This is a genomic window from Micromonospora parathelypteridis (genome assembly GCF_014201145.1).
In the GTDB taxonomy this organism is placed as follows: Bacteria; Actinomycetota; Actinomycetes; order Mycobacteriales; family Micromonosporaceae; genus Micromonospora; species Micromonospora parathelypteridis.
In genome coordinates, this window is the sequence record NZ_JACHDP010000001.1 from 1,825,158 (window position 1) to 1,847,397 (window position 22,240).

17 protein-coding genes are annotated in these 22,240 nt (G+C 71.6%); 5 read left to right on the top strand and 12 right to left on the bottom strand.

The window, feature by feature from the left end; translation table 11 throughout:
- Window positions 1-41 precede the first annotated feature (41 nt).
- From obgE to HNR20_RS07885, 10 genes are all read right to left on the bottom strand, one after another.
- On the bottom strand, window positions 42-1,517 hold the full coding sequence (gene obgE, locus HNR20_RS07840; RefSeq protein WP_184177754.1) for a GTPase ObgE: 1,476 nt from the start codon (window positions 1,515-1,517) through the stop codon (window positions 42-44).
- A gap of 94 nt (window positions 1,518-1,611) precedes the next feature.
- Window positions 1,612-1,866, bottom strand: a complete 255-nt coding sequence (gene rpmA / locus HNR20_RS07845) for a 50S ribosomal protein L27 (RefSeq protein ID WP_007464062.1) — start codon at window positions 1,864-1,866, stop codon at window positions 1,612-1,614.
- A gap of 11 nt (window positions 1,867-1,877) precedes the next feature.
- Window positions 1,878-2,192 carry a 50S ribosomal protein L21 gene (rplU, locus tag HNR20_RS07850; protein ID WP_007464063.1) on the bottom strand — a complete coding sequence of 105 codons (315 nt, stop codon included), beginning with the start codon at window positions 2,190-2,192 and terminating at the stop codon, window positions 1,878-1,880.
- Between the two features lie 166 nt (window positions 2,193-2,358).
- Window positions 2,359-2,856, bottom strand: coding sequence for a hypothetical protein (locus HNR20_RS07855; protein WP_184177755.1), 498 nt, complete (start codon window positions 2,854-2,856; stop codon window positions 2,359-2,361).
- Between the two features lie 115 nt (window positions 2,857-2,971).
- A complete protein-coding gene (locus HNR20_RS07860; RefSeq protein WP_184177756.1) occupies window positions 2,972-6,040 on the bottom strand; it encodes an Rne/Rng family ribonuclease in 3,069 nt (1,022 codons plus the stop codon).
- 131 nt (window positions 6,041-6,171) lie between these two features.
- Window positions 6,172-6,984, bottom strand: coding sequence for a TIGR03936 family radical SAM-associated protein (locus HNR20_RS07865; protein WP_184177757.1), 813 nt, complete (start codon window positions 6,982-6,984; stop codon window positions 6,172-6,174).
- A 149-nt stretch (window positions 6,985-7,133) separates the two neighbouring features.
- Window positions 7,134-8,582 carry a type VII secretion-associated serine protease mycosin gene (gene mycP / locus HNR20_RS07870; protein ID WP_184177758.1) on the bottom strand — a complete coding sequence of 483 codons (1,449 nt, stop codon included), beginning with the start codon at window positions 8,580-8,582 and terminating at the stop codon, window positions 7,134-7,136.
- A gap of 10 nt (window positions 8,583-8,592) precedes the next feature.
- Complete coding sequence (locus HNR20_RS07875) at window positions 8,593-10,071, bottom strand: hypothetical protein (RefSeq protein WP_184177759.1); 1,479 nt, start codon at window positions 10,069-10,071, stop codon at window positions 8,593-8,595.
- A gap of 10 nt (window positions 10,072-10,081) precedes the next feature.
- On the bottom strand, window positions 10,082-10,522 hold the full coding sequence (locus tag HNR20_RS07880; RefSeq protein ID WP_184177760.1) for a hypothetical protein: 441 nt from the start codon (window positions 10,520-10,522) through the stop codon (window positions 10,082-10,084).
- Between the two features lie 262 nt (window positions 10,523-10,784).
- On the bottom strand, window positions 10,785-12,833 hold the full coding sequence (locus HNR20_RS07885) for a TIGR03960 family B12-binding radical SAM protein (RefSeq protein WP_184177761.1): 2,049 nt from the start codon (window positions 12,831-12,833) through the stop codon (window positions 10,785-10,787).
- A 78-nt stretch (window positions 12,834-12,911) separates the two neighbouring features.
- Between HNR20_RS07885 and HNR20_RS32215 the strand changes: the two genes are divergently transcribed.
- Complete coding sequence (locus HNR20_RS32215; protein WP_229687221.1) at window positions 12,912-14,174, top strand: hypothetical protein; 1,263 nt, start codon at window positions 12,912-12,914, stop codon at window positions 14,172-14,174.
- Between the two features lie 7 nt (window positions 14,175-14,181).
- On the opposite strand, the gene HNR20_RS07895 is transcribed toward HNR20_RS32215, so the two are convergent.
- Entirely contained in the window at window positions 14,182-14,871 is a 690-nt protein-coding gene (locus HNR20_RS07895; RefSeq protein WP_184177763.1) for a lysophospholipid acyltransferase family protein, read from the bottom strand.
- Between the two features lie 154 nt (window positions 14,872-15,025).
- Entirely contained in the window at window positions 15,026-18,196 is a 3,171-nt protein-coding gene (gene ileS / locus HNR20_RS07900) for an isoleucine--tRNA ligase (protein WP_184177765.1), read from the bottom strand.
- 316 nt (window positions 18,197-18,512) lie between these two features.
- On the opposite strand from ileS, the gene HNR20_RS32645 reads away from it, so the two are divergent.
- Genes HNR20_RS32645 through HNR20_RS07920 form a run of 4 tightly spaced genes read left to right on the top strand, consistent with a single transcriptional unit; the run spans window position 18,513 to window position 22,175 of the window.
- Entirely contained in the window at window positions 18,513-19,535 is a 1,023-nt protein-coding gene (locus HNR20_RS32645) for an ArsR family transcriptional regulator (protein WP_184177767.1), read from the top strand.
- A gap of 60 nt (window positions 19,536-19,595) precedes the next feature.
- A complete protein-coding gene (locus HNR20_RS07910; protein WP_184177769.1) occupies window positions 19,596-20,606 on the top strand; it encodes an ABC transporter ATP-binding protein in 1,011 nt (336 codons plus the stop codon).
- Window positions 20,603-21,376, top strand: coding sequence for an ABC transporter permease (locus HNR20_RS07915; RefSeq protein WP_229687222.1), 774 nt, complete (start codon window positions 20,603-20,605; stop codon window positions 21,374-21,376). Before HNR20_RS07910 ends, HNR20_RS07915 begins: the two co-directional genes overlap by 4 nt.
- A gap of 10 nt (window positions 21,377-21,386) precedes the next feature.
- A complete protein-coding gene (locus tag HNR20_RS07920) occupies window positions 21,387-22,175 on the top strand; it encodes an ABC transporter permease (protein WP_184177771.1) in 789 nt (262 codons plus the stop codon).
- The last annotated feature ends 65 nt before the right edge of the window (window positions 22,176-22,240 follow it).

Sequence of the window (22,240 nt, forward strand, 5' to 3'; positions counted from 1 at the left end):
GAAGGTTTCCGGAAATCAACCCGATCACGGAGCGCAACGGGCTACTCGGCGTCGTCCTCGTCGTCGATGTCGTCGAGGTCGTCGGACGAGTCCGCGCCCACCTCGTCGGCCGACCGCACCCGGCGGGCCTTGCGGGCGGCGAGCCGGTCCGCCGCGGAAAGCCGGTTCGACTTCTCCTCCAGGCGGACGTCGGTGCCCCGGTTGCCGGGTACGAAGTCCACGCCGGCGTAGAGCGTCGGCTGCCAGTCGAACTCGCGCTCACCGATCCGGACCAGGTCGCCGGGCTGCGCGCCGGCCTTGGCCAGCTTGTCTTCCACCCCGAGCCGGGCCAGCCGGTCGGCCAGGTAGCCGACCGCCTCGTCGTTGTCGAAGTTGGTCTGCTTGACCCAGCGCTCCGGCCGGATGCCGCGAATGGTGAAGGAGCCGTCGGCCTCGGCCGTGATGGTGAAGCCGTCGTCGTCCACGGCGATCGGACGGATCACGATCCGGGTCGGCTCGGCGGGCGGGGCGGCCTTGCGCTCCGCCTCGACCATCTCGGCCATCGCGTAGGTGAGCTCCTTGAGCCCTTCCCGGGTGGCCGCGGAGACCTCGAACACCCGGTAGCCGCGCTCCTCCAGGTCGGGGCGCACGATCTCGGCGAGGTCCCGGCCGTCCGGCACGTCGACCTTGTTCACGGCGACGATCCGGGGGCGCTCGGAGAGCCCGGCCCCGTACTCGGCCAGCTCGGCCTCGATGGCGTCGATGTCGGCGACCGGGTCGCGCCCGGGCTCCAGGGTCGCCGAGTCGATGACGTGCACCAGCACCGCGCAGCGTTCGATGTGCCGCAGGAACTCCAGGCCCAGACCCTTGCCGGTCGCCGCGCCAGGAATCAGACCTGGCACGTCCGCGACGGTGAAGGTGTGGTTGTCCATCCGGACCACACCGAGGTTGGGCACGAGGGTGGTGAACGGGTAGTCGGCGATCTTCGGCTTGGCCGCGGAGATCACCGAGATCAGCGACGACTTGCCGGCCGACGGGAAGCCCACCAGGCCCACGTCGGCGACGCTCTTGAGCTCCAGCACGATGTCCAACTGGTCGCCCGGCTCGCCCAGCTCGGCGAAGCCCGGAGCCTTGCGCTTGGCGTTGGCCAGCGAGGCGTTGCCCCGCCCGCCGCGCCCGCCGCGGGCCACCTCGAAGGTGGTGCCGGCGCCGACCATGTCGGCCAGCACCGTGCCGTCGGAGGTCTGCACCACGGTGCCGTTGGGCACCTTGAGCACCAGCTGGTGGCCGTTGGCCCCGTCCCGGTTCGACCCAGCGCCGCCCTTGCCGTTGTCGGCCTTGACGTGCGGGTGGAAGTGGAAGTCGAGCAGCGTGGTCACCTGCGGGTCGACAACCAGCGACACGCTGCCGCCGTGCCCGCCGTTGCCGCCGTCCGGCCCGCCGAACGGCTTGAACTTCTCGCGGTGGATCGAGACACAACCGTGCCCGCCATCGCCGGCCTGCAGATGCAGAACGACCCGGTCAACGAACGTTGCCACGGCGTCAATCCTTCCAGCGAGGTTCGACCCCGCACTTCGAAAAAAAACTAAGCGGGCCGGGACCCGGAGGTCCGCGGCCCGCTTAGCTCGAGAACTACTGCTGCGGAACGATGCTGACGGTCTTACGACCGCGCTTGGTGCCGAACAGGACCGCACCGGCGGACAGCGCGAACAGCGTGTCGTCGCCGCCACGGCCGACCAGGTCACCGGGGTGGAACTTGGTGCCACGCTGCCGGATGATGATCTCACCGGCGCTGACGACCTGACCACCGAAGCGCTTCACGCCGAGTCGCTGGGCCGCGGAGTCACGACCGTTACGCGAGCTGGACGCACCCTTTTTGTGAGCCATTGGAGGACGACCTACTTCCCGCTGGAAATGCCGGTCACCTTGACCTGGGTCAACGGCTGGCGATGACCCTGGCGCTTGTGGTACCCGGTCTTGTTCTTGAACTTGTGGATCCGGATCTTCGGGCCCTTGGTGTGCGCGGCGATTTCGCCGGACACCGCGACCTCGGCAAGCTTCGCCGCGTCGGTCACCAGGTCGTCACCGTCGACGAGGAGCACCGCGGTGAGCTTCACCGCGTCACCGGGGGCACCGGTGAGCTTCTCGACCTCGATCACGTCGCCCTCGGCGACCTTGTACTGCTTGCCGCCGGTCTTGACGATCGCGTACATCGGAGGCGGACTCCCTGTCGTTGAGGCTGCTGGCGGTCGTCCCCGCGGCGGCTCGCCGGGTAGCAGTGCACGGCGGCGCGGGCACACGGGAACTCGGCACACCAAAAGTGCGCCGCAGGCAAGAGTACGCCATTGCTGGCCCGGACCCCAAACCGGCCCGCCCTGGTCAGCGCGCGCAGAGCTGGTCGAGGCGCTGCTGGAGCCGGTCGAGCTCGGTTTCGTCGATGGACTCCACGTCAGCGCCGAGCGCGGCCACTTCGGTGCCGAGGTCGGTGAGCAGAGTCTTGAGCTGCGGATCGGTGGCCTGCTCCGACTGCTCCCGCAGCTGGGTCCGCCAGGCGGCCAGCGCCGCCTCGGCCCGCCTGCGGGCAGCCTCGGCCGTGCTGCTGTCCCCGGCGCCCACCGCCGCGATCATCTGGCCCACCTCGGCCACATACGTCCGGAGGGCGGTGGTACTGGCCTGCTGGGCAGCGGCGCAGATCTGCGTCGTGCCTCCCGCCGCACCACCACTGGCCGGCATGGCGGTGACTCCGGGGGGCGTCGTACCGGAGCCCTCGGCGGTCACACCGGTCGGACCCGGCCCAACGCCCGACCGGTCGGCGGAACAGCCCGCCGCGCCGAAGAGCACGGTGACCAGCGCGGTGACGGCGAGCAGACGGCGCATCTTCTTCTCCTGACCCGGGGCGGCCGCTCCTGGACCGGGGTGGCCGGAACGGCGAGGTCCCTCCCCCGTCTTTGCCGGGGAAGGGACCTCGCCAAACACTTGGCCGGTCAGACGGTCAGGGGCGGGTCCGCCGGCGGGCGCCACCCCGGCGGGAACGGCGACGGCCGGTGCCACCCTCGGCACTCTCCTCGTCGCCCTCACCGTCGGCGAGCGCGTCCGGGTCGTCCGCCGCGGCCAGCCGAGCCGACTCGCCCTGCTGGCTGTCGGAGATCGCCGGCGCGGCGGCGGTGTCCGACTCGTAGCGGGACAGGTCGTAGCCCATGGTGTCCTGGTAGTCGGCGTCCGGTTCGACGCTGGTGTCGGTGTCGACGACCTCGACCGCGGCCCGCTCGACCGGGGCGTTCTTACGCGCCCGGCGGCGGGACGACGCGGTGCCCTGCTCGGCGGCCGGAGCGGCGGCAACCGACGAGGCGACCGCCTTGACCTTCTCCCCCGCACCGGCAGGGCGCGGCTTCTCCGGCACCGGCTCGGTGTGCATGATGACGCCCCGGCCCTTGCAGCACTCGCAGGTCTCGCTGAACGCCTCCAGCAGGCCCGCGCCGATCCGCTTACGGGTCATCTGCACCAGACCGAGCGAGGTGATCTCGGTGACCTGGTGCTTGGTGCGGTCCCGGCCCAGGCACTCGGTGAGTCGGCGCAGCACCAGCTCGCGGTTCGACTCGAGCACCATGTCGATGAAGTCGATTACCACGATGCCACCGATGTCGCGCAGCCGGAGCTGGCGGACGATCTCCTCCGCCGCCTCCAGGTTGTTGCGGGTGACGGTCTCCTCCAGGTTGCCCCCGGAGCCGGTGTACTTGCCGGTGTTGACGTCGACGACCGTCATCGCCTCGGTACGGTCGATCACCAGCGAACCACCGGAGGGCAGGAAGACCTTGCGGTCCAGACCCTTGATGATCTGCTCGTCGATCCGGTACTCGGCGAAGACGTCGCTCGTGCCGACGTGCCGGCGGACCCGGTCAACCAGATCCGGGGAGACGTGCGACAGGTACGACTCGACCATGTCGTACGACTGCTCGCCCTCGATCACCAGCTCGCGGAAGTCCTCGTTGAACAGGTCCCGGACCACCCGGATGACCAGGTCGGGCTCCCCGTAGAGCAGCACCGGAGCGCCACCCTCGGCAGCCTTGGCCTGGATGTCCTCCCACTGGGCCTGGAGACGCTTGACGTCGCGGGCCAGCTCGTCCTCACTGGCGCCCTCGGCGGCCGTACGGACGATCACGCCCGCGCCGTCCGGGACCAGCTTCTTGAGCACGTCCCGCAGACGCTTGCGCTCGTTGTCCGGCAGCTTCCGGCTGATCCCGGAGGCGTTGCCGTTGGGCACGTAGACCAGGTGTCGGCCGGAGAGCGCGATGTGGCTGGTCAGCCGAGCGCCCTTGTGCCCGATCGGGTCCTTGGTGACCTGGACCAGCACCGAGTCGCCGGAGCGCAGCGCCTGCTCGATCGAGCGGGCCCGCCCCTCCAGGCCGGAGGTGTCCCAGTTGACCTCACCGGCGTACAGGACCGCGTTGCGGCCCCGGCCGACGTCGACGAACGCCGCCTCCATGCTCGGCAGCACGTTCTGCACCTTGCCGAGGTAGACGTTGCCGGCCATCGTGCCGGAGGAGTTGCGGGTGACGTAGTGCTCGACCAGCACGCCGTCCTCCAGGACGGCGATCTGGGTGCGGTCACCGCGCTGGCGGACCGCCATCACGCGGTCGACGGCCTCCCGGCGCGCCAGGAACTCCGACTCGCTGAGGATCGGCGGCCGCGTACGCCGCTGCTCCCGGCCATCCCGGCGGCGCTGGCGCTTGGCCTCCAGGCGGGTCGAGCCGGACACGCCCTGCACCTCGTCGACGGTCCGGCGCGGCTCGCGGATCTTCACGACGGTCGGTACGCCGTCGTCGGCGGCGCCCTCCGTGTCGCCGGCGCCACGGCGACGACGACGCCGGCGGCGACGGGTCAGGCCGTCCCCGCCCTCGGCCTCGTCGTCCTCGTCACCCTCGGCCTCGACTTCGGCGGTCTCTTCCTCATCGGCCTGCGCCGCCTCTTCGGACTCCTCGTCCTCGGCGTCGTCGGCCCCGCCCTTGCCCCGGCCACGACCCCGGCGACCACGCCGGCGGCGGCGGCGCGCGGCGGCGCTGTCCTCGTCGTCCTCATCCGCCTCGGTGGCCTCGTCGGCCTCCTCGGTCGGCTCTTCCTCGGCCTCGATCGCCTCGACGGGCTCGACCTCGCGGCGACCACGCCGCCGGCGGCGGGACGGCTCTGCGGCCTCCTCCACTGCCGGCTCCTCGGCGACCGGGGCGGGCTCGACCGGTCGGGTAACCGGCACAGCGTCCGGCTGGGGTGCCATGAACAGCACGGTGGGCGCGGAGAGGGCGGCCCGCCGACGACGGGTACGCGGCTGCTCCGGCTCGACCTGGTCGTTCGGCTCATCGGTCACACCGGCGACGGCGGCACCCGGCGACACCTCACCGGAACGCTCCTGCGCGCCACTGCTCCAGGCCAGCTCGGCGGCGGTCTTGCTCGGGACGGCCTCCGTGTCGTTCAACTCGGCCTCGGCCTCGCGCAGGTCCGACTCCGCCGGCTCCTCGACGGCGACCGGCTCCTCGGCGACGAGCGGCTCCTCGGCGATGGGCTCCTCGACCGCGGGCGGCTCCTCGACGGCAGCCGGCGTGGCCTTCTTACGCCGGGTACGGGTTACCTTGACCGGCGGGACCACCTCGGCCGAGGCCGCCTCCGCGGAGGCCGCGACCAGCGGCTCCTCGGCGGTCGTCTCGACGGGGGTGGCCTTGCGGCGGCGCCGGGGGGTCTTCGGGGCGACCTCCAGGTCGCCGGAGATCGGGGCGAAGACCTCCGCCTGCGGCGACTCGGCACTGCCGGTGTCGCCGGTGGGCGCCTCGATCGGCGCGTCGGTCTGCTCCGGCTGGTTCAGCGGGGCGGCCCGACGCCGGGTCGCCCGGGTACGCCGAACCGGCGCGGCAGGCTCAGCGCTCTCCGCGCCGACCGGGTCCACCGGGGCTGAACCGACAGCCGTGGTGGGGGTCGCGACGGGGGCGCCGTCGGCAGTGGTGCTCTGGTCGGCGGTTTCACCGGCCGGCTGTGAACCGGTCCGTTCGCCGCCCTCGGGCTCGTTCTCGAGCATGGACGTTCTCCAGTTCTGGCTACCCCGGGCGCGTGTGAGCGCTGCCACGCAGGGTCGCCGCAAAAGTGTTTCCGCCGGGCGCGCGTGGTGCGCGACCGCCGAAGTCTGCCTGCCAGAGCACGGACCGTCGGTCAGTGCCCAACGATGGCTGCCCCGCCGCGGTCCGCATCCAACGGATCCACGATCGCACCCTGCGCGGTCAACGTGCCCTGAGCCAGCCGGGTCACCCTCGGCGAAACCGGCGGCTCCAGGTCGGCCACCACGCGGAGGCCGGAAAGGACGTCATCGGGCCGTACGGACGGGGTGACCTGCCGCACGACCAGTTCGAGTATCGCACACGGTACGGCCGGCGCCCCGGAAGGCGTCGGCGTTGGCGCGAGGACATCGACCGATATCACGGCCGCGCGGGCGTCGAAAGTGCGCCGGCCCTGCTTGGTCATCCGCTCGACCAGCACCTCTTCGGCCGCGAGAAAAGCGTCGACCGCAGCGCGTAGCACCGCCGTTTCGACCTCGGGCAACTCGATGTGCCAGCGCGAGGCCTCGATCCGGTCCGGAAGGTTGCCCCCCTCGGCGACCACGGCGTCCAACACGTCCAGCCCTGGCGAGAGCGCGGCGTCCAGCGCGGCCCGCAGCTGCTCCGGGTCGACCTCCGCCTGAAGAGCGATCTCCAGGTACTCCGCCTCGCTCGCCACCCCGGTGGGCGCGGCGCTGGCGTAGGAGATCTTCGGATGCGGGTGGAAACCCTGGGAGAAGGCGATCGGTACGGCGGCCCGGCGCAGCGCACGCTCGAACGCCCGGGCGAAGTCCCGGTGCGAGGTGAACCGCAGCGGCCCGCGCTTGGCGTACCGGATGCGGACGCGCTGGACGACCGGCGCCTGGCCGCCCTCGGGTTGAGGCTTCTTGGCGATCGTGGGCTCCTCGGGTGTACCTGCGTGTCCGCCCATCCTGGCGCAGGGCCCGTGACGGTACGCATCCGGGGCGGTCGTCCTGCCCCGGCGAAACGGTGGAAACCGGTCGACTTCCACCATGATCACCTGCCGGGACGCCGATGGCCGGCCGGGAGACCCGAAGGTCATCCGGCCGGCCACCATGATCAGGACCGGTTACCGCTCCCCGGCGGCGGGGGCGGTGGTGGTGCCCCTCCCGGCGGGCCGTAACCCGGCGGCGCGTAGCCGGACGGTGGGGGGTATCCACCACTGGGCGGGGCGTACCCCGCAGGTGGGGGGTAACCGGACGGCGGTGCGTAACCAGCGCCGGGGGGCGGCGGGTAACCGGTGGGTGGCCCGTATCCGCCGGGCGGTCCGTAACCGCCGGGAGGCTCCTGGTCGAGCAGGTGGTCCGGGACCTCGGCCGCCAGGGCCGCCTCACGGCGGTACCGACGGCGGTTCCAGATCAGGAACACCACCAGCCCCAACAGCAGCACCACCACCACGGCGACACCGATGACGACCACCATGACCTGCTGGTCCGTCGGGCCACCACGGTCGCCGTGCTGGGTGACGTCGAACTCCTCGGCCGCGTCCGCCGACTGGGCGGGCGCCGGACTCGTCACGGCGGCCGGGTCGAGCAGCGGGTTGGCGCTGACCGGCGGCACGTTCGCGCTCAGTGCGGTCACCGGGTCGATCAGGCCGAAGCCGTACTGCGGGTCGCGGCCGGCGGGACCGGCGTCCCGGGCGGTGCGGATGATCCGGTTGATCACGTTGGGGGCGTCGAGGTTCGGGTACTTCGATCGGATCAGCGCGGCGACGCCGGAGACGATCGCCGTGGAATCGGAGGTGCCGTCACCCCAGCCGTAGCCGTTGTCACGGCCGGCGTTGTAGATGTCATCACCGGGTGCGGCGACCACCGCCTCCGGACCCTGGACCGACCCGGACCAGAACCTGCCGCCCCGGGTCGTCCCGGTCACGGCGATCACGCCGGGAACGCTGGCGGGAGCATCGACCTTGACGCTGCCGTTGGCGGTGTTACCGGCGGCGACCACCACGACGACGTCGTGGTCCAGGGCGTACTGGATGGCACTGACCTCTTCGGGGGTGACGGCCGACGGCTTGCCCAGGGAAATGTTGATCACCTTGGCGCCACCGTCGACGGCCATCCGGATGCCGCGGCTGACCAGCACGTCGTCATACGGCGCGTCATCCTCTGCCGAGTCGTCCAGCCTGATGGGCAGGATCTTCGCGCCGGGGGCAATGCCGTCCACGCCGTCGGAGCTGGCGTTCGTGGCCGCGATGATGCCGGCCATGTGCGTGCCGTGCCCCTGCGCGTCGGCCCGTCCGTCTCCGCTGCCGCCGTCGCTGCGGCCACCGGGTAGCACCTGGCCCTTCAGATCCGGATGGTTGGCGTTGACGCCGCTGTCGATCACGGCCACGACCACGCCCCGCCCGGTGGACAGCTTGTGCGCCTGCTCGATCCGGAGCTCGTCCACATACCACTGTTCGGCTCGCCGAGGTGCCGCGACCGCCGGCTGGGCGGCCCCCAGCACCAGGAGCCCCACCAGCAGGCAGGCCGCAGCCGGCCGGAACGCTCCGACGTTCACTGTCATCCGTTAGTCCTCATCGCAGGATGCCCGGGGACGCCCCGTCACCAGGACCCCACGGATCGTCGTCCTCAGTCAACCACGACGAGTGCTCAGAACCCGTACCACCACCGCCGTGCCCGGCACCGCCCGCGCCGCCCATCATGCCGCCCATCCCGGCGGCCCCCATCCCGGCGCCGCCACGCGCGCCGCCCGCCAGGCCGGCGCCGCCCGCACCCGCACCCGCACCCGCACCCGTGGCGGCGCGCAGCGCGTTCGCCGCGCTCGTCATCGGCGGCACCTTGCCGTTGCCACCACCCACCATGCCGGGGATGCTGCCCACGCCGGCGGCACCCAGGCCACCGCCGCCACCACCACCGATCCCGCCGCCCGCGCCGCCACCGAAACCACCGCCGGCGCCACCGAGTCCGGCGCTGCCGAGGTTGGCGCCGCTGAGGCCACCACCCGCGCCGCCGTATCCGGCGCCAATGCCGCTGGGCGCGGCGCCGGCCAGACCGGTGCTGTAGCCATCGTCGACGCCCGGATAACCCGAACCGGTGGGCGGAGGGGTGAACGAACCGGAGCCGCCGCCGGTGCCGGAGCCGTCGCCGAACCCGCTGGTCGGAGGCGGGGAGAACGGGCCCCCTTTGGACGTCGGCCCACCGCTGATGTCGGCGCCGATGCCGGGCGGCTTGCTGCCGATCTGTGGGCCACCGCCGGTGTCGAACCCGCCACCGCCACCGACGTCACCGACGTCCTTCGGCGGCACCCGATCGTCCGGTCGGTAGTCGTCCCTATAGCGCCCCGCCTCGCCCACCTGCAGCTTCGGGCGCTCGGTGTAGACGGCCTGGGGCAGCGGGGACATCGCGGTGTTGGCCGCCTGCTGGTTGTCCCGGTACCAGTTGTCCAGATGGGACTTGGTGTCCCACCAACCACCCCGCTTCTGGTCACCCGCCTGGCCGTCGACCTTCATGGTCGCCTCCAGGTCGTCGGCCTTGTCGCGGAACGCGCCGTCGGCGTACGAACCGGGGTTGCTCTGGTAGTCCTTGCGCAGCGCGGCGAGGAAGCCCGATGCGCTCTCGCCGTCGCGGGCGTCGTCCAGCTCGGTGCCGTTGGGCAGGCTCCACTCGTTGATGCCGAAGTCGTCCCCCAGTGGGACCGGGATCGAGGCGACCGCCGTGCGGATGTCCGTCTCGATCCGCGCCATGGCGCCGCTGACGTTTGTCGAATCGGTGATCAGATCCTCGATCTGCTTACCGATCTCACCCAGATGCTCGCGGTAGGCGTCACCGCCGCTGCCCTTCCAGCCGGCGAGCATCCCGGGCAGACCACCGACGTGCGGGCGCTCCTGACCCGTGGCGATCGGGCCGACGAATGATCGGCCGACGAGCGCGTCCCGCAACTGCGTCAGGCCGGAGGAGAGGTTGCCCCATCCCAGCCCGACCGATCCGACCGTCTCCGGGTCGGCGGAGAGCGTCACCTCGCGGACGCACCGCTCCCAGGTTCCTCCAGCCATGCCGTCCCCCTCAGGCCGTGTACGGGTAGGTGGGCGCGCCGTCGGCAGCGGGCGGCGGAGCCGCCGACTCGAGCAGCCGCTCGATCTCCTTGCCGTTGGCGCCGTTGCGCGCTTCGGCGTCACGGAACGCCTTGGCGATGTCCTCGGTGCCCTGCTTCAGCGAGGCGAGTCTCTGGGAGAGCGTCTTGAGGTGCATCTCCATGTTGGCCGTCGACTTGGTCAGCGCCTGCCACTGCATGCGGGCGTCCTCGTAGGCGCCGAAGGGGGTGCCGTTCGGGACGGTCTGGGCGTTGTTGCTGTCGCCCTTCATCCGCTCCTTGATGCGTTCCATCTCGTAGCTGATGGTGTCGTCGACGTACTGCTTCAGCCGCTCGACGTACGCCGCTGCGGCGTCCAGGTCCTCGACGCTGACCTGTAGATCGCCGGTGTTCGGCGGCGGAATGGTCCCCATTAGCTTCCTCCCCCGTCCCCGACCCGCCGGGTCGGTCCATGTCAGACCCAGCGTATCGAGTCTGACCCAGTCGGGGCAGCCCCAGCGGCCATCGCACCGCACCAACCGTCGTCGATACCCAGCGAGGTCGCGGCGTCGACCGTTGCGGGCTGTGCGGCCCGACCAGCGCCAACGGGCCCGCGAGACGCGGACCCGTTGGGTGACATGTCGGATGTGGAGTTTAGTGGCTCACCGCCACCAGGCGCTGCCCTGCGACGGGCGGTCAGTGGGAGTGGCCGCCGGCCGGGACCTTCATGCCGTTGCCACCCAGCGGGGTGAGCGGCAACAGCTTCTTACCGGTGGGGCCGATCTGGATCTCGGTGTCCATCGATGGGCAGACACCGCAGTCGAAGCAGGGCGTCCACCGGCAGTCGTCCTGCTCGAACTCGCTGACCGAGTCCTGCCAGTCCTGCCAGAGCCAGTCCTTGTCCAGGCCCGAGTCCAGGTGGTCCCAGGGAAGGACCTCCAGTTCCTCGCGCTCCCGGGTGGTGTACCAGTCGAGGTCCACCCCGAACGCGGGCAGCGTCTCGGCCGCCGCGTCGACCCAGCGCTGGTACGAGAAGTGCTCGCTCCAGCCGTCGAACCGGCCGCCGTTCTCCCACACCTTGCGGATCACCGAGCCGACCCGGCGGTCGCCCCGGGAGAGCAGCCCTTCGATCAGCGACGGCTCGCCGTCGTGGTAGCGGTAGCCGATGGCCCGCCCCAGCGAACGGTCCGAGTTGATCGCCTGCTTGAGGATCTTGAGCCGGTGGTCGATGACCTCCGGACGCTCCATCGCGGCCCACTGGAACGGGGTGTGCGGCTTCGGCACGAACCCACCGATCGAGACGGTGCAGCGGATGTCCTTGGAGCCGGTGGCGGCCCGACCGGCCTTGATCACCTCGTGCGCCATGTCCGCGATCTCGAGGACGTCCTCGTCGGTCTCGGTCGGCAGGCCGCACATGAAGTAGAGCTTCACCTGCCGCCAGCCGTTGGTGTACGCGGTGACGACGGTGCGGATCAGGTCTTCCTTCGACACCATCTTGTTGATGACCTTGCGGATCCGCTCCGACCCGCCCTCCGGGGCGAAGGTCAGGCCGGTACGCCGCCCGTTGCGGGACAACTCCTGGGCGAGGTCGATGTTGAAGGCGTCCACCCGCGTCGACGGCAGCGACAGCGAGACGTTGGTGCCCTCGTACTGCTGGGCGAGGCCCGAGCACATGTCACCGATCTCGGAGTGGTCCGCCGAGGAGAGCGACAGCAGGCCGACCTCGTTGAAGCCGGAGAACTCCAGGCCCTCGCGGACCATCTGCCCGACCGTGGTGATCGACCGCTCCCGCACCGGACGGGTGATCATGCCGGCCTGGCAGAACCGGCAGCCCCGGGTGCAGCCTCGGAAGATCTCCACCGCGTACCGCTCGTGCACCGTCTCGGCCAGCGGGACGAGCGGCTTCTTCGGGTACGGCCAGGCGTCCAGGTCCATCGTCGTGCGCTTGTGCACCCGGAACGGCACGTCCGCCCGGTTCGGCACGACCCGCTGGATCCGCCCGTCCGGGAGGTAGTCGACGTCGTAGAAGCGCGGCACGTAGACGCTCTCGGTCCGGGCCAGCCGCAGCAGCAGCTCGTCGCGGCCGCCCGGGGAGCCTTCGGCCTTCCACTCCCGGACGATCGCGGTGATCTCCAGAACCGCTTCCTCGCCGTCGCCGAGGACCGCGGCGTCGATGAAGTCCGCGATCGGCTCCGGGTTGAACGCGGCGTGCCCGCCGGCCACGATCACCGGGTCGGCGTCGGTGCGGTCGGCGGCCAGCATCGGGATGCCGGCCAGGTCGATCGCGGTGAGCATGTTGGTGTAACCGAGCTCGGTGGAGAAGGAGATGCCGAACACGTCGAAGTCGCGGACCGCCCGGTGCGCGTCGACGGTGAACTGCGGCACGCCGTGCGTGCGCATCAGGGTCTCCAGGTCCGGCCAGACCGCGTACGTCCGCTCGGCGAGGGTGTCGGGCAGCTCGTTGAGCACCTCGTAGAGGATCTGCACGCCCTGGTTGGGCAGGCCCACCTCATAGGCGTCCGGATACATCAGTGCCCAACGCACGGTCGCCGCGCCCCAGTCCTTGGTCACGGCGCCCAGCTCGCCCCCGACGTACTGGATGGGCTTGGAGACCTGGGGCAGCAGCGGCTCAAGCTGGGACCAGACCGACGGCTCCAGGTCGCGGCGCGGCGTCAGTTGCGCCGAGACGGAGTCGTGGCCAGAGTCGGTCGCGGCCGCACGCGGCGTCGGGGACGGGGCACTCATGATGCCCAAGGGTACGCGCCCGTCCGGCGGTGGCGGCGCGGTACTAACCTCGGACCGGCGCGAGAGGAGATTGCCGCGATGCCCGAGCCCCAGCCGGGAGCACGGCCGGCCGACGGGAGTACCCCGGGCGCGGAGCCGGACCGGGATCCGGCGGCCGCCAACGAGCCGACCTCCCCAGCCGTACCGTCGGACCAGCCGGAGCCCTCGGCGCAGCCCGAGACTCCGGACCAGCCGCAACCCTCGGCGCAGCCGGAGTCCCCGGCGCAGCCCGAGACTCCGGACCAGCCGCAACCCTCGGGCCAGCCCGAGGCCGCCACCGCCGAGGCCCCCGCGCCCAGGTGGAGCGGCTCGGCGCCGGTGCCGCCCCCGCTGCCGCGCCGACCCGCCTGGGGTGAGTCGGTCGAGCCGACCCCGCCGCCGCCGGTGCCAGTCGGCCCGCCGGAGCACCAGACCCCGGTCGACCCGTGGGCCGGCGTGGACACCGGCGGCTGGGACCTGCCGTCCGCCGAGCTGCCCCCGCTTCCCCCGACAGCGCCCTACCCGACGCCGCCGGCGACCCGGCAGTGGTCCGGTCCGCCCGCTCCCCCGGTCGGGTCGCACCCGGTGTCTCCGGCGGCCGCCCCGCGGCCACCACAGGCCACCGGGCCCCGGATCCCGACCCGGCCGATGTCGCCGCCCGCGCTGCCGCCCGCGCCCCCCAAGCAGCGCCGGGGCCGGCGATCCACCACGCCGCCGATGGCACCGCCGCCGGGCTGGCAGGCCCCCAAGGGGTACGTGCCGGTGCCGGTCCGCCGACGTCGCCGCTGGCCGTGGCTCCTGCTGCTCACCCTGGCCTGCTGCTGCGGCTGCCCCGCCTACTACGGGTTCCCGATCTCGGCCCAGTACCCGGTCCAGGCCGCACTGCCCGCGCAGGTGGACGACCTGAGCCTGCGCCAGGACAACCGCAGCGCGGAGACCGCCCAGCAGTTGGAGAACGAGGTACGCAAGGAGCACTGGCTGGCCGAGGACACCTTCGCCGGTATCTACTCCACCTCGAACGGCAAGCAGGTGACCGTCTTCGGCGGCACGGGCTTCCGGCTGAACCCGGAGTCGGACGCGGAGGCCGAGATCAGCCGGCTCACCGAGCGCTACGCGCTGGACGCCCCCGAGAGCGTGGACACCGGCGTGCGGGGCCGGCACGAACGGTGCGCGGTCGGCCGCTCCGGTGGCGGCGACGTGGTGGTCTGCACCTCGGTCGACTACGGCAGCATCGCCACCGGAGTGTTCACCCGACTCTCCGTCGGCGACAGCGCCGCGCTACTGGCCACCCTGCGCGCCCAGATCGTCCAGCCCAAGGGCTGAGGTCGGGTCAGGCCTCGCGGATCGGGTCCGGGTGGGCGCGCGGCGGAGCGTAGCGGGGGACGTACTCCTGGCCGGTGAGCTTCTGGATCTCACTCATCATCTCGTCGGCCATCTGCCGCAGCGAGGTGCGGTCGGTCGGCCGACCGCTGAAGTCCAGTGGCTTGCCGAACCGAATGGTGATCTTGGCAGCGCCGGGACGGGGCACCCGGGCCCCGATCGGCTGGGCCTTGTCGGTGCCGATCATGCCCACCGGAATGATCGGCACGCCCGTGGAGGTCGCCAGCCGAATCGCCCCGGTCCGCCCCCGGTAGAGCCTGCCGTCCGGCGAGCGCGTGCCCTCCGGGTAGACCACCACCAGGTCACCGGCCTCGAGCGCCGGGATCGCCGCGTCGAACGCGGACAGCGCAGCCCGACCGCCGCCCCGCTCGACCGGGATGGCGCCCAGGCCGGTGAGGACGAACTTGGAGATCGCGCCCTTCACGCCGGTGCCCTTGAAATACTCCGACTTCGCCCAGAACGCCAGGTGCCGGGGCACGACCGTGCCGAGGAACAGCTCGTCGGCCACCGAGAGGTGGTTGCCGGCGAAGATCGCGCCGCCGGTCTCCGGCACGTTCTCCAGCCCCTCGACGGTCGGGCGGAACGCCAACCGCAGCGTGGGCCCCACGGCGAGCTTGCCGATGGTGTAGAGCAGGGGCACTGGTCCTCCGGCAGATGAGGTACGGACAGGCGGTGTCACGGTAGCGGACGCCTCCACACCTCACCGACTGAGGTGGCGAGGCGCCCGCACCCTGGCGATGTTCCGTTGCGAAGGTGCCCTTCCTGTGCGCGAGGCGTCAGGAAGGGCACCTCCCTCACACGCGGCGGACGGTAACCGTCACCCGTTCGCCCTCGCCGACCTCGCCGTCGAAGCCGTCGAGGCCCTCGACGAAGTCCACCGAGTCGGCCAGCACCTCACCGGAGACGAAGTCGGCGTACGCGGCCACCGCCGCACGCACCTCCTCGGACGCCGACACCGCCACCACGATCCGATCCGAGATGTTCAGGTCGGCGTCCCGGCGAGCCTGCTGGACCACCCGCACCACGTCGCGGGCCAGCCCTTCGGCGGCCAACTCCGGGGTGACCTCGGTGTCCAGCACCACCACACCCTCGGCACCGGGCAGCGGCGCGGAGTGCTCGGCGTCGGCGGCGACCAGGCGCAACTCGTACTCGCCCTCGGCGAGGGTGACACCAGCGGCCACCGGGGCGCCGTCGACCAGCTCCCAGTCGCCCGCCTTGACCGCCTTGATGACCTGCTGCACCTGCTTGCCGACCCGGGGGCCGAGCGCCCGGGGCACCACGGTCAGGACCTGCTCGCAGTACGCGGACAGCTCCGCGCTGAACTCCACCGCCTTCACGTTGACCTCGTCGGCGACCAGGTCGGCGAACGGGCGCAGCTGCTCCGCCGCCGGCGAGGCCACGGTCAGCGTGGACAGCGGCAGTCGTACCCGCAGCCCCTTGGCCTTGCGCAGCGACAGCGCCGCCGAGGCGACCGCCCGGGTGGCGTCCATCGCGGCGACCAGGTCGTGGTCGGCCGGGAACTCGGTCGCCTCCGGCCAGTCGGTCAGGTGCACCGAGCGTTCCCCGGTGAGCCCGCGCCAGATCTCCTCCGCGGTCAGCGGCGCCAGCGGCGCCACCACCCGGCAGAGCGTCTCCAGCACGGTCCAGAGCGTGTCGAACGCGTTGACGTCACCGGACCAGAACCGGTCCCGGGAACGGCGCACGTACCAGTTGGTCAGCGCGTCCAGGTAGGAACGGACGGTGGCGCAGGCACCCGAGATGTCGTACGCGTCCATCTGCGCGCCGACCGTCGACACCAGCTCGTTCGTCTTGGCCAGCACGTACCGGTCGAGCAGGTGCGTCGAGTCCGTCCGGCGACGGGCGGTGTGGGAGTCCGCGTTGGCGTAGAGCGTGAAGAAGTACCAGACGTTCCACAGCGGCAGCAGCACCTGCCGGACGGCGTCGCGGATACCCGCCTCGGTGACCGACATGTCGCCACCGCGCAGCACCGGCGAGGACATCAGCATCCAGCGCATCGCGTCCGAGCCGTACGAGTCGAACACGTGGTAGACGTCCGGGTAGTTGCTCAGGCTTTTGGACATCTTGCGCCCGTCCGAGCCGAGCAGGATGCCGTGGCTGAGGCAGTTGCGGAACGCCGGCCGGTCGAACAGCGCGGTGGCCAGCACGTGCATGGTGTAGAACCAGCCGCGGGTCTGCCCGATGTACTCGACGATGAAGTCACCCGGGTAGTGGTGCTCGAACCAGTCCGCGTTCTCGAACGGGTAGTGCACCTGGGCGAACGGCATCGACCCGGACTCGAACCAGCAGTCCAGCACCTCCGGGACCCGGCGCATCATCGACTTGCCGGTCGGGTCGTCCGGGTTGGGGCGGACCAGGTCGTCCACCGCGGGCCGGTGCAGGTCGGTCAGGCGTACGCCGAAGTCCCGCTCGATGTCCGCGAGCGAGCCGTAGACGTCCAACCGTGGGTAGTTCGGGTCGTCGGACCTCCAGGCCGGGATCGGCGAGCCCCAGAACCGGTTCCGGCTGATCGACCAGTCCCGGGCGTTGGCCAGCCACTTGCCGAACGAGCCGTCCTTGATGTGCCCCGGCGTCCAGTTGATCTGCTGGTTCAGCTCGACCATCCGGTCGCGGAACTGGGTCACCGCCACGAACCACGACGACACCGCCTTGTAGACCAGCGGGGTGTCGCAGCGCCAGCAGTGCGGGTACGAGTGGGTGTAGGTGTCCTGCTTGAGCACCACCCCCCGCTCCTTCAGCTCCCGGATCACCGGCTTGTTGACGTCGAAGACCTGCTCGCCCTGGTAGGGCGGGACAAGCGCGGTGAACCGCGTGTGATCGTCGACCGTGACGATGGTGGGGATGCCGGCGGCGTTGCAGACGTCCTGGTCGTCCTCACCGAACGCCGGCGCCAGGTGCACGATCCCGGTGCCGTCCTCGGTGGTGACGAACCCCGCGCCGAGCACCTGGTAGGCGTTCTCCCCGGCCTGCTCGACGAGGAAGTCGTACAGCGGGGTGTAGCGGCGCCCGACCAGGTCCCGGCCGTACACCGTCCCGACCTGCTCGTAACCGTCCAGCTCCTTGGCGTACGCGGCCAGCCGCGCCGCGCCGACGACGTACCGCTCCCCGCTGCCCTCGCTGTCCGGGGAACCCCGGTGCTCCAGCACCGCGTACTCGATGTCCGGGCCGACGGCGAGCGCCAGGTTCGACGGCAGGGTCCACGGCGTGGTGGTCCAGACGCCCAGCTTCACCGCGCCGCGCAGCAACTCCGGGGCGGACTCGTCGGGGGTCAGCCCGAACCACACCGACAGCGTCGGGTCGTGCCGGTCCCGGTAGACGTCGTCCATCCGGGTCTCGGTGTTCGACAGCGGCGTCTCACAGCGCCAGCAGTACGCCAGCACCCGGAAGCCCTCGTAGATCAGACCCTTGTCGTGCAGGGTCTTGAAGGCCCACATGACGCTTTCCATGTAGTCCAGGTCGAGGGTCTTGTAGTCGTTGGTGAAGTCGACCCAGCGGGCCTGCCGGTTGATGTACCGCTCCCAGTCCTGGGTGAACTCCAGCACCGAGGTGCGGCAGGCCTCGTTGAACCGGGCCACGCCCAGGTCGAGGATCTCCGCCTTGCTGGTGATGCCGAGTTGCTTCTCGGCCACCACCTCGGCGGGCAGGCCGTGGCAGTCCCAGCCGAAGCGCCGTTCGACGTGCCGGCCGCGCATGGTCTGGTAGCGCGGCACCACGTCCTTGACGTAGCCGGTGAAGAGGTGGCCGTAGTGCGGCAGACCGTTGGCGAACGGCGGGCCGTCGTAGAAGACGTACTCGTTCTTGCCGTCGTCGCCGGCCGGGCGGGCCTCGACCGACGCCTCGAAGGTCTTGTCGGCCGTCCAGTGCTCCAGCACCCGGCGCTCGACCGCGGGCAGGTCCGGGCTCGCCGGGACACCGGCGGCGGTCGGGTCGTGCATCGGATAGGCCATCGGGGGTCGCTCTCCTCGCGCAGCTCACTCATCAGTGGGTCTGCGAGGACGAACCTTTCCGGGGTACGCCTCAGTCGGCGCTCCCGGGTGGTCCGCGGTACCACCCCGCTTGGCGGTCAGGATCGACCGCCCGCTCATTTACCGGCTGTGACGGGCCGGACCCGTCCGGTTCTACTGGGCCGGTCACCCGGCTGTTCTTCCGGAGGCTCACCGGTGATGGCCGGGTCATCGCCTTACGGTGCTCAACGATACTCGACCCGCCCACCGCTCCGCCGCCGAGTAATCCCGCGCGCCGACCGCCGCCTAGGCTGGCCGGGTGATCAGGATCGAGCTGGACGAGCCCACGCTGGCCCGTACCCGGATCGCGACCAGCCCGCTGTGGGAGGCCAAGTGCAGCCTCTACCTGCTCGACCGGTACCCGGACGAGGCGCCCTGGCCCTACACCGGCTGGGCACGGCACGCCCGGAGGGTGCTCGCCGAGTTGCCGGAGGCTGTCCCGGCCCGGCTCTATGCGGAGACCGGCGCCTGGTACCCGGATTTCCTGGGCCCGGTGCCACCGACGGCGAGCCCGACCATCGCCGAGGAGTTGGCCGTGCTCCGGGCCACGCCAGCCTCGGTGATCGCCGAGCAGCTTCCCCGCTACCACCGTCCCGCCGACCTCCCGGGTTGGTTGCGTCCGTTCGTCACCGATCGGCAGGCGGCCCTGAACCGGCTCGCCGACGGCCTCCAGGCGTACTGGAACGCCGCGATCGCGCCCTGGTGGCCGGCGATGCGGGCTGCCCTGGACGAGGAGGTGTTGCACCGGGCGCGAGCGCTCGCCGCGCACGGCCCGGACGCGCTGCTGGCCGACCTGCACGAGCGGGTGCTCTGGGAGAAGCCGGTGCTGACCCTGGTCAAGCCGTTCGAGGGGGAGTTCACGGCGGTCGACCAGCGGCTGCTGCTGATCCCGTTGATCTTCTCCCGAGGAGCGCTCACCTTCTCCACCGATCACTCGGAGATCCTCGCGGTCTCGTACCAGGCCCGGGGCTCGGTGCTGTTGGCCGACCGGCCGATCGCCGACCGGCCCGCGACGGACCCGGCGATCGACCGGCTCGCGGTGCTGGTCGGCCGAGGGCGGGCTCAGGTGTTGCGGGCGCTGACCCGGCCGGCGACCACCGCCGGCCTCGCGGCCACCCTGGGGCTGGCCCCAAGCACCGTCTCGGAGCAGCTCTCCGCTTTGCTCACGGCCGGCGTGGTGCACCGTCGTCGGGTCGGCCGGCGGGTGCTGTACGGGCTGGAACCGGCCGGCGTGGCCCTGGTGCAGTTGATCGGCGACGAGCCGGTGACCGCCTCGGCCTGAGCATTCGGCCCGATCCGAATTCATTTCCCCGCCCGCCCGCTGCTCCTACCGTGGCCGCCCATGAGCGAGTACGCGATCGAGGCGGCCGGGTTGCGCCGCACCTACCGCAGCCGAACGGGCTGGTTACGACCACAGCGCCGGGAGGTGGAGGCGGTCCGCGGCGTCGACCTGACGGTCGGCAACGGGGAGCTGTTCGGCCTGCTCGGACCGAACGGCGCTGGCAAGACCACGACCATCAAGCTGCTGAACACCCTGCTCATCCCGACCGCCGGTGAGGCCCGGGTCTGCGGCTTCGACGTGGTCCGGCAGACCCGGGAGGTACGCCGGCGGATCGGGTACGTCTTCGGCGGCGACCGCGGCCTGTACGACCGGCTCTCCGCCCGGGACAACCTGCGCTACTTCGCCGAGCTGTACGGCGTGCCGGGGCGGGAGCAGAAACGGCGGATCGCCGAGCTGTTCGAGCTGGTCCGGTTGACCGGCCGGGAGAACGACCGGGTGGAGGGTTACTCCCGGGGCATGCGGCAGCGGCTGCACATCGCCCGGGGCCTGCTGCACCGGCCGAGCGTCCTCTTCCTCGACGAGCCGTCGATCGGTGTGGACCCGGTGGCCGCCCGGGAACTGCGGCAGACCGTCGCCGAACTGGCCGCCACCGGCACCACCGTGCTGCTCACCACGCACTACATGGCCGAGGCGGACGAGCTGTGCGGTCGGATCGCGGTGATCGCGAACGGCACGATCCAGGCCCTCGGCACCCCCGCCGAGCTGCGCCATCACGCCGACGGCCGGCAGGTGCTGGAGGTGGAGGCGTACGGGGTCAACGACGCCCCGCTCGCCGCCATCCACGCCCTGCCCGGCGTACGGGAGGCAAGCGTGACCGTCGCCGGGGCGGCCCAGGTGCTGAGCGTGCAGTCCGACGCGGGGGTGGACGTGCAGGCGGACGTGCTGCGCGCGCTGGACGGGGTCCGGCTGGGTCGGGTCACCGCCCGGCAGCCCACCCTGGAGGACGCGTACGTGGCGATCGTGAACCGGGTGAACGCACAGGCCCGCCCGGTCGAGGCGGTGGCCGGGTGAGGACGCTGCGGATGATCGCGGTGGGCGCGCTGCTGCACGCCAAGCAGCTCAGCCGGTCGCCGTTCGAGATCGCCACGGCGCTGATCGTGCCGGTGGTGCAGGCGACCCTGGCCGTCTACCTGTTCCGGGCCGGCGGCGAGCCGGGTCGGCTGTTGGAGGCCGCCGTCGGGGCGGGGCTGATGGGCGTCTGGTCGTCGGTGCTGTTCGGTTCCGGTGGCGCGATCCAGAACCAGCGCTGGCAGGGCACCCTGGAGATGATCATGCTGGCGCCCCGGCCGCCGGCTCTGGTGGTGCTGCCGATCACGCTGGCCACCGCGCTCACCGGCACGTACGCAATGGTCGCCACGCTCGCCTGGGGCCGCCTGCTCTACGGCATTCCGCTGACCTTCGCCGACCCGCTGGCCTTCGCGGTCGCGGTGCCCGGCTGCATCATCGGGCTCGGCATGTTCGGCCTGCTGCTCGCCTCCACGTTCGTGCTGTTACGCAACGCCAACGCGCTGACCAACACGCTGGAGTACCCGATCTGGCTGGTCTCCGGGATGCTCGTGCCGATCACCGCGCTGCCCGGCTGGACCGGCCCGATCGCCGCCGTACTGCCCACCACCTGGGGTGCGCGTGCGGTTCGCGAGGCGGCCACCGGCAGCGGGCCGGTCTGGCCGTCGCTCGGCGTCTGCCTGGCGATCAGCCTGGCCTGCCTGGTGCTCGGCGCGATCATGATGACCCACGTCGAGCGGCGAGCCCGCGCGGCGGCCACCCTCGCTCTGGCCTGAGGAGGCGACGATGACCGCACTGCTCCGCCTGGTCGGCACCGGTGGCGTGATCGCCTACCGGGCGCTGTTCAACTGGACCACCCCGGCGATGTTCGTCGGCACGCTGCTCGTCGGCCCGCTGTTCCAGCTGCTCTTCTTCGCCTACCTGGGACGCCAGCTCGGGGTCGCCGACGACGGCTTCTACATCACCGGCAACGCGGTACTGGCGGCCTCCCTGGCCTGCGTTTTCGGCGGCACGATGGCGGTCTCCAACGAGCGCCGCTTCGGCACCCTCGGGCACGTGCTGCTGTCGCCGCGCAGCCGCACCGCGGTCTTCCTCGGCCGGGTCCTGCCGTACGCGGCGAATGGTCTGCTGATCGCGGTGACCACCATGAGCGCCGCGTCGCTGCTGCTCGGCCTCCGGGTACCGCTCGACGCCTTGCCGGGGTTGCTGCTGACCCTGGCGGTCGCGGCGCTGGCCTGCGGCTTCTTCGGCCTGACCCTGGGCGCGATCGGGCTTCGGTTCCGCGATGTCTGGCTGGTCTCCAACGTCTCGGTTGCGCTGCTGCTCCTGCTCACCGGGGTGAACGTGCCCGCCGCCGGGCTACCGGCCTGGATGCGGGTCACCGGCGAGCTGCTGCCGATCACCCACGCCGCCGAGGCGGCCCGCCGGCTGGTCGCAGGCGACGGCTTCCGGGCCGCCGCACCTCAGCTCGCCGCCGAACTCGCCATCGCCGCCACCTACGCCGTCCTCGCCGCACTCCTACTCAAGGTCTTCGAAGCCGAGTCCCGCCGCCGAGCCTCCCTGGACACCCTGTAACCCAACCCGCCCCCGACCCCCGACCCGGCCCGGGCGGGGCAGGGGCGGGGGCGGGGTCGGGGGTT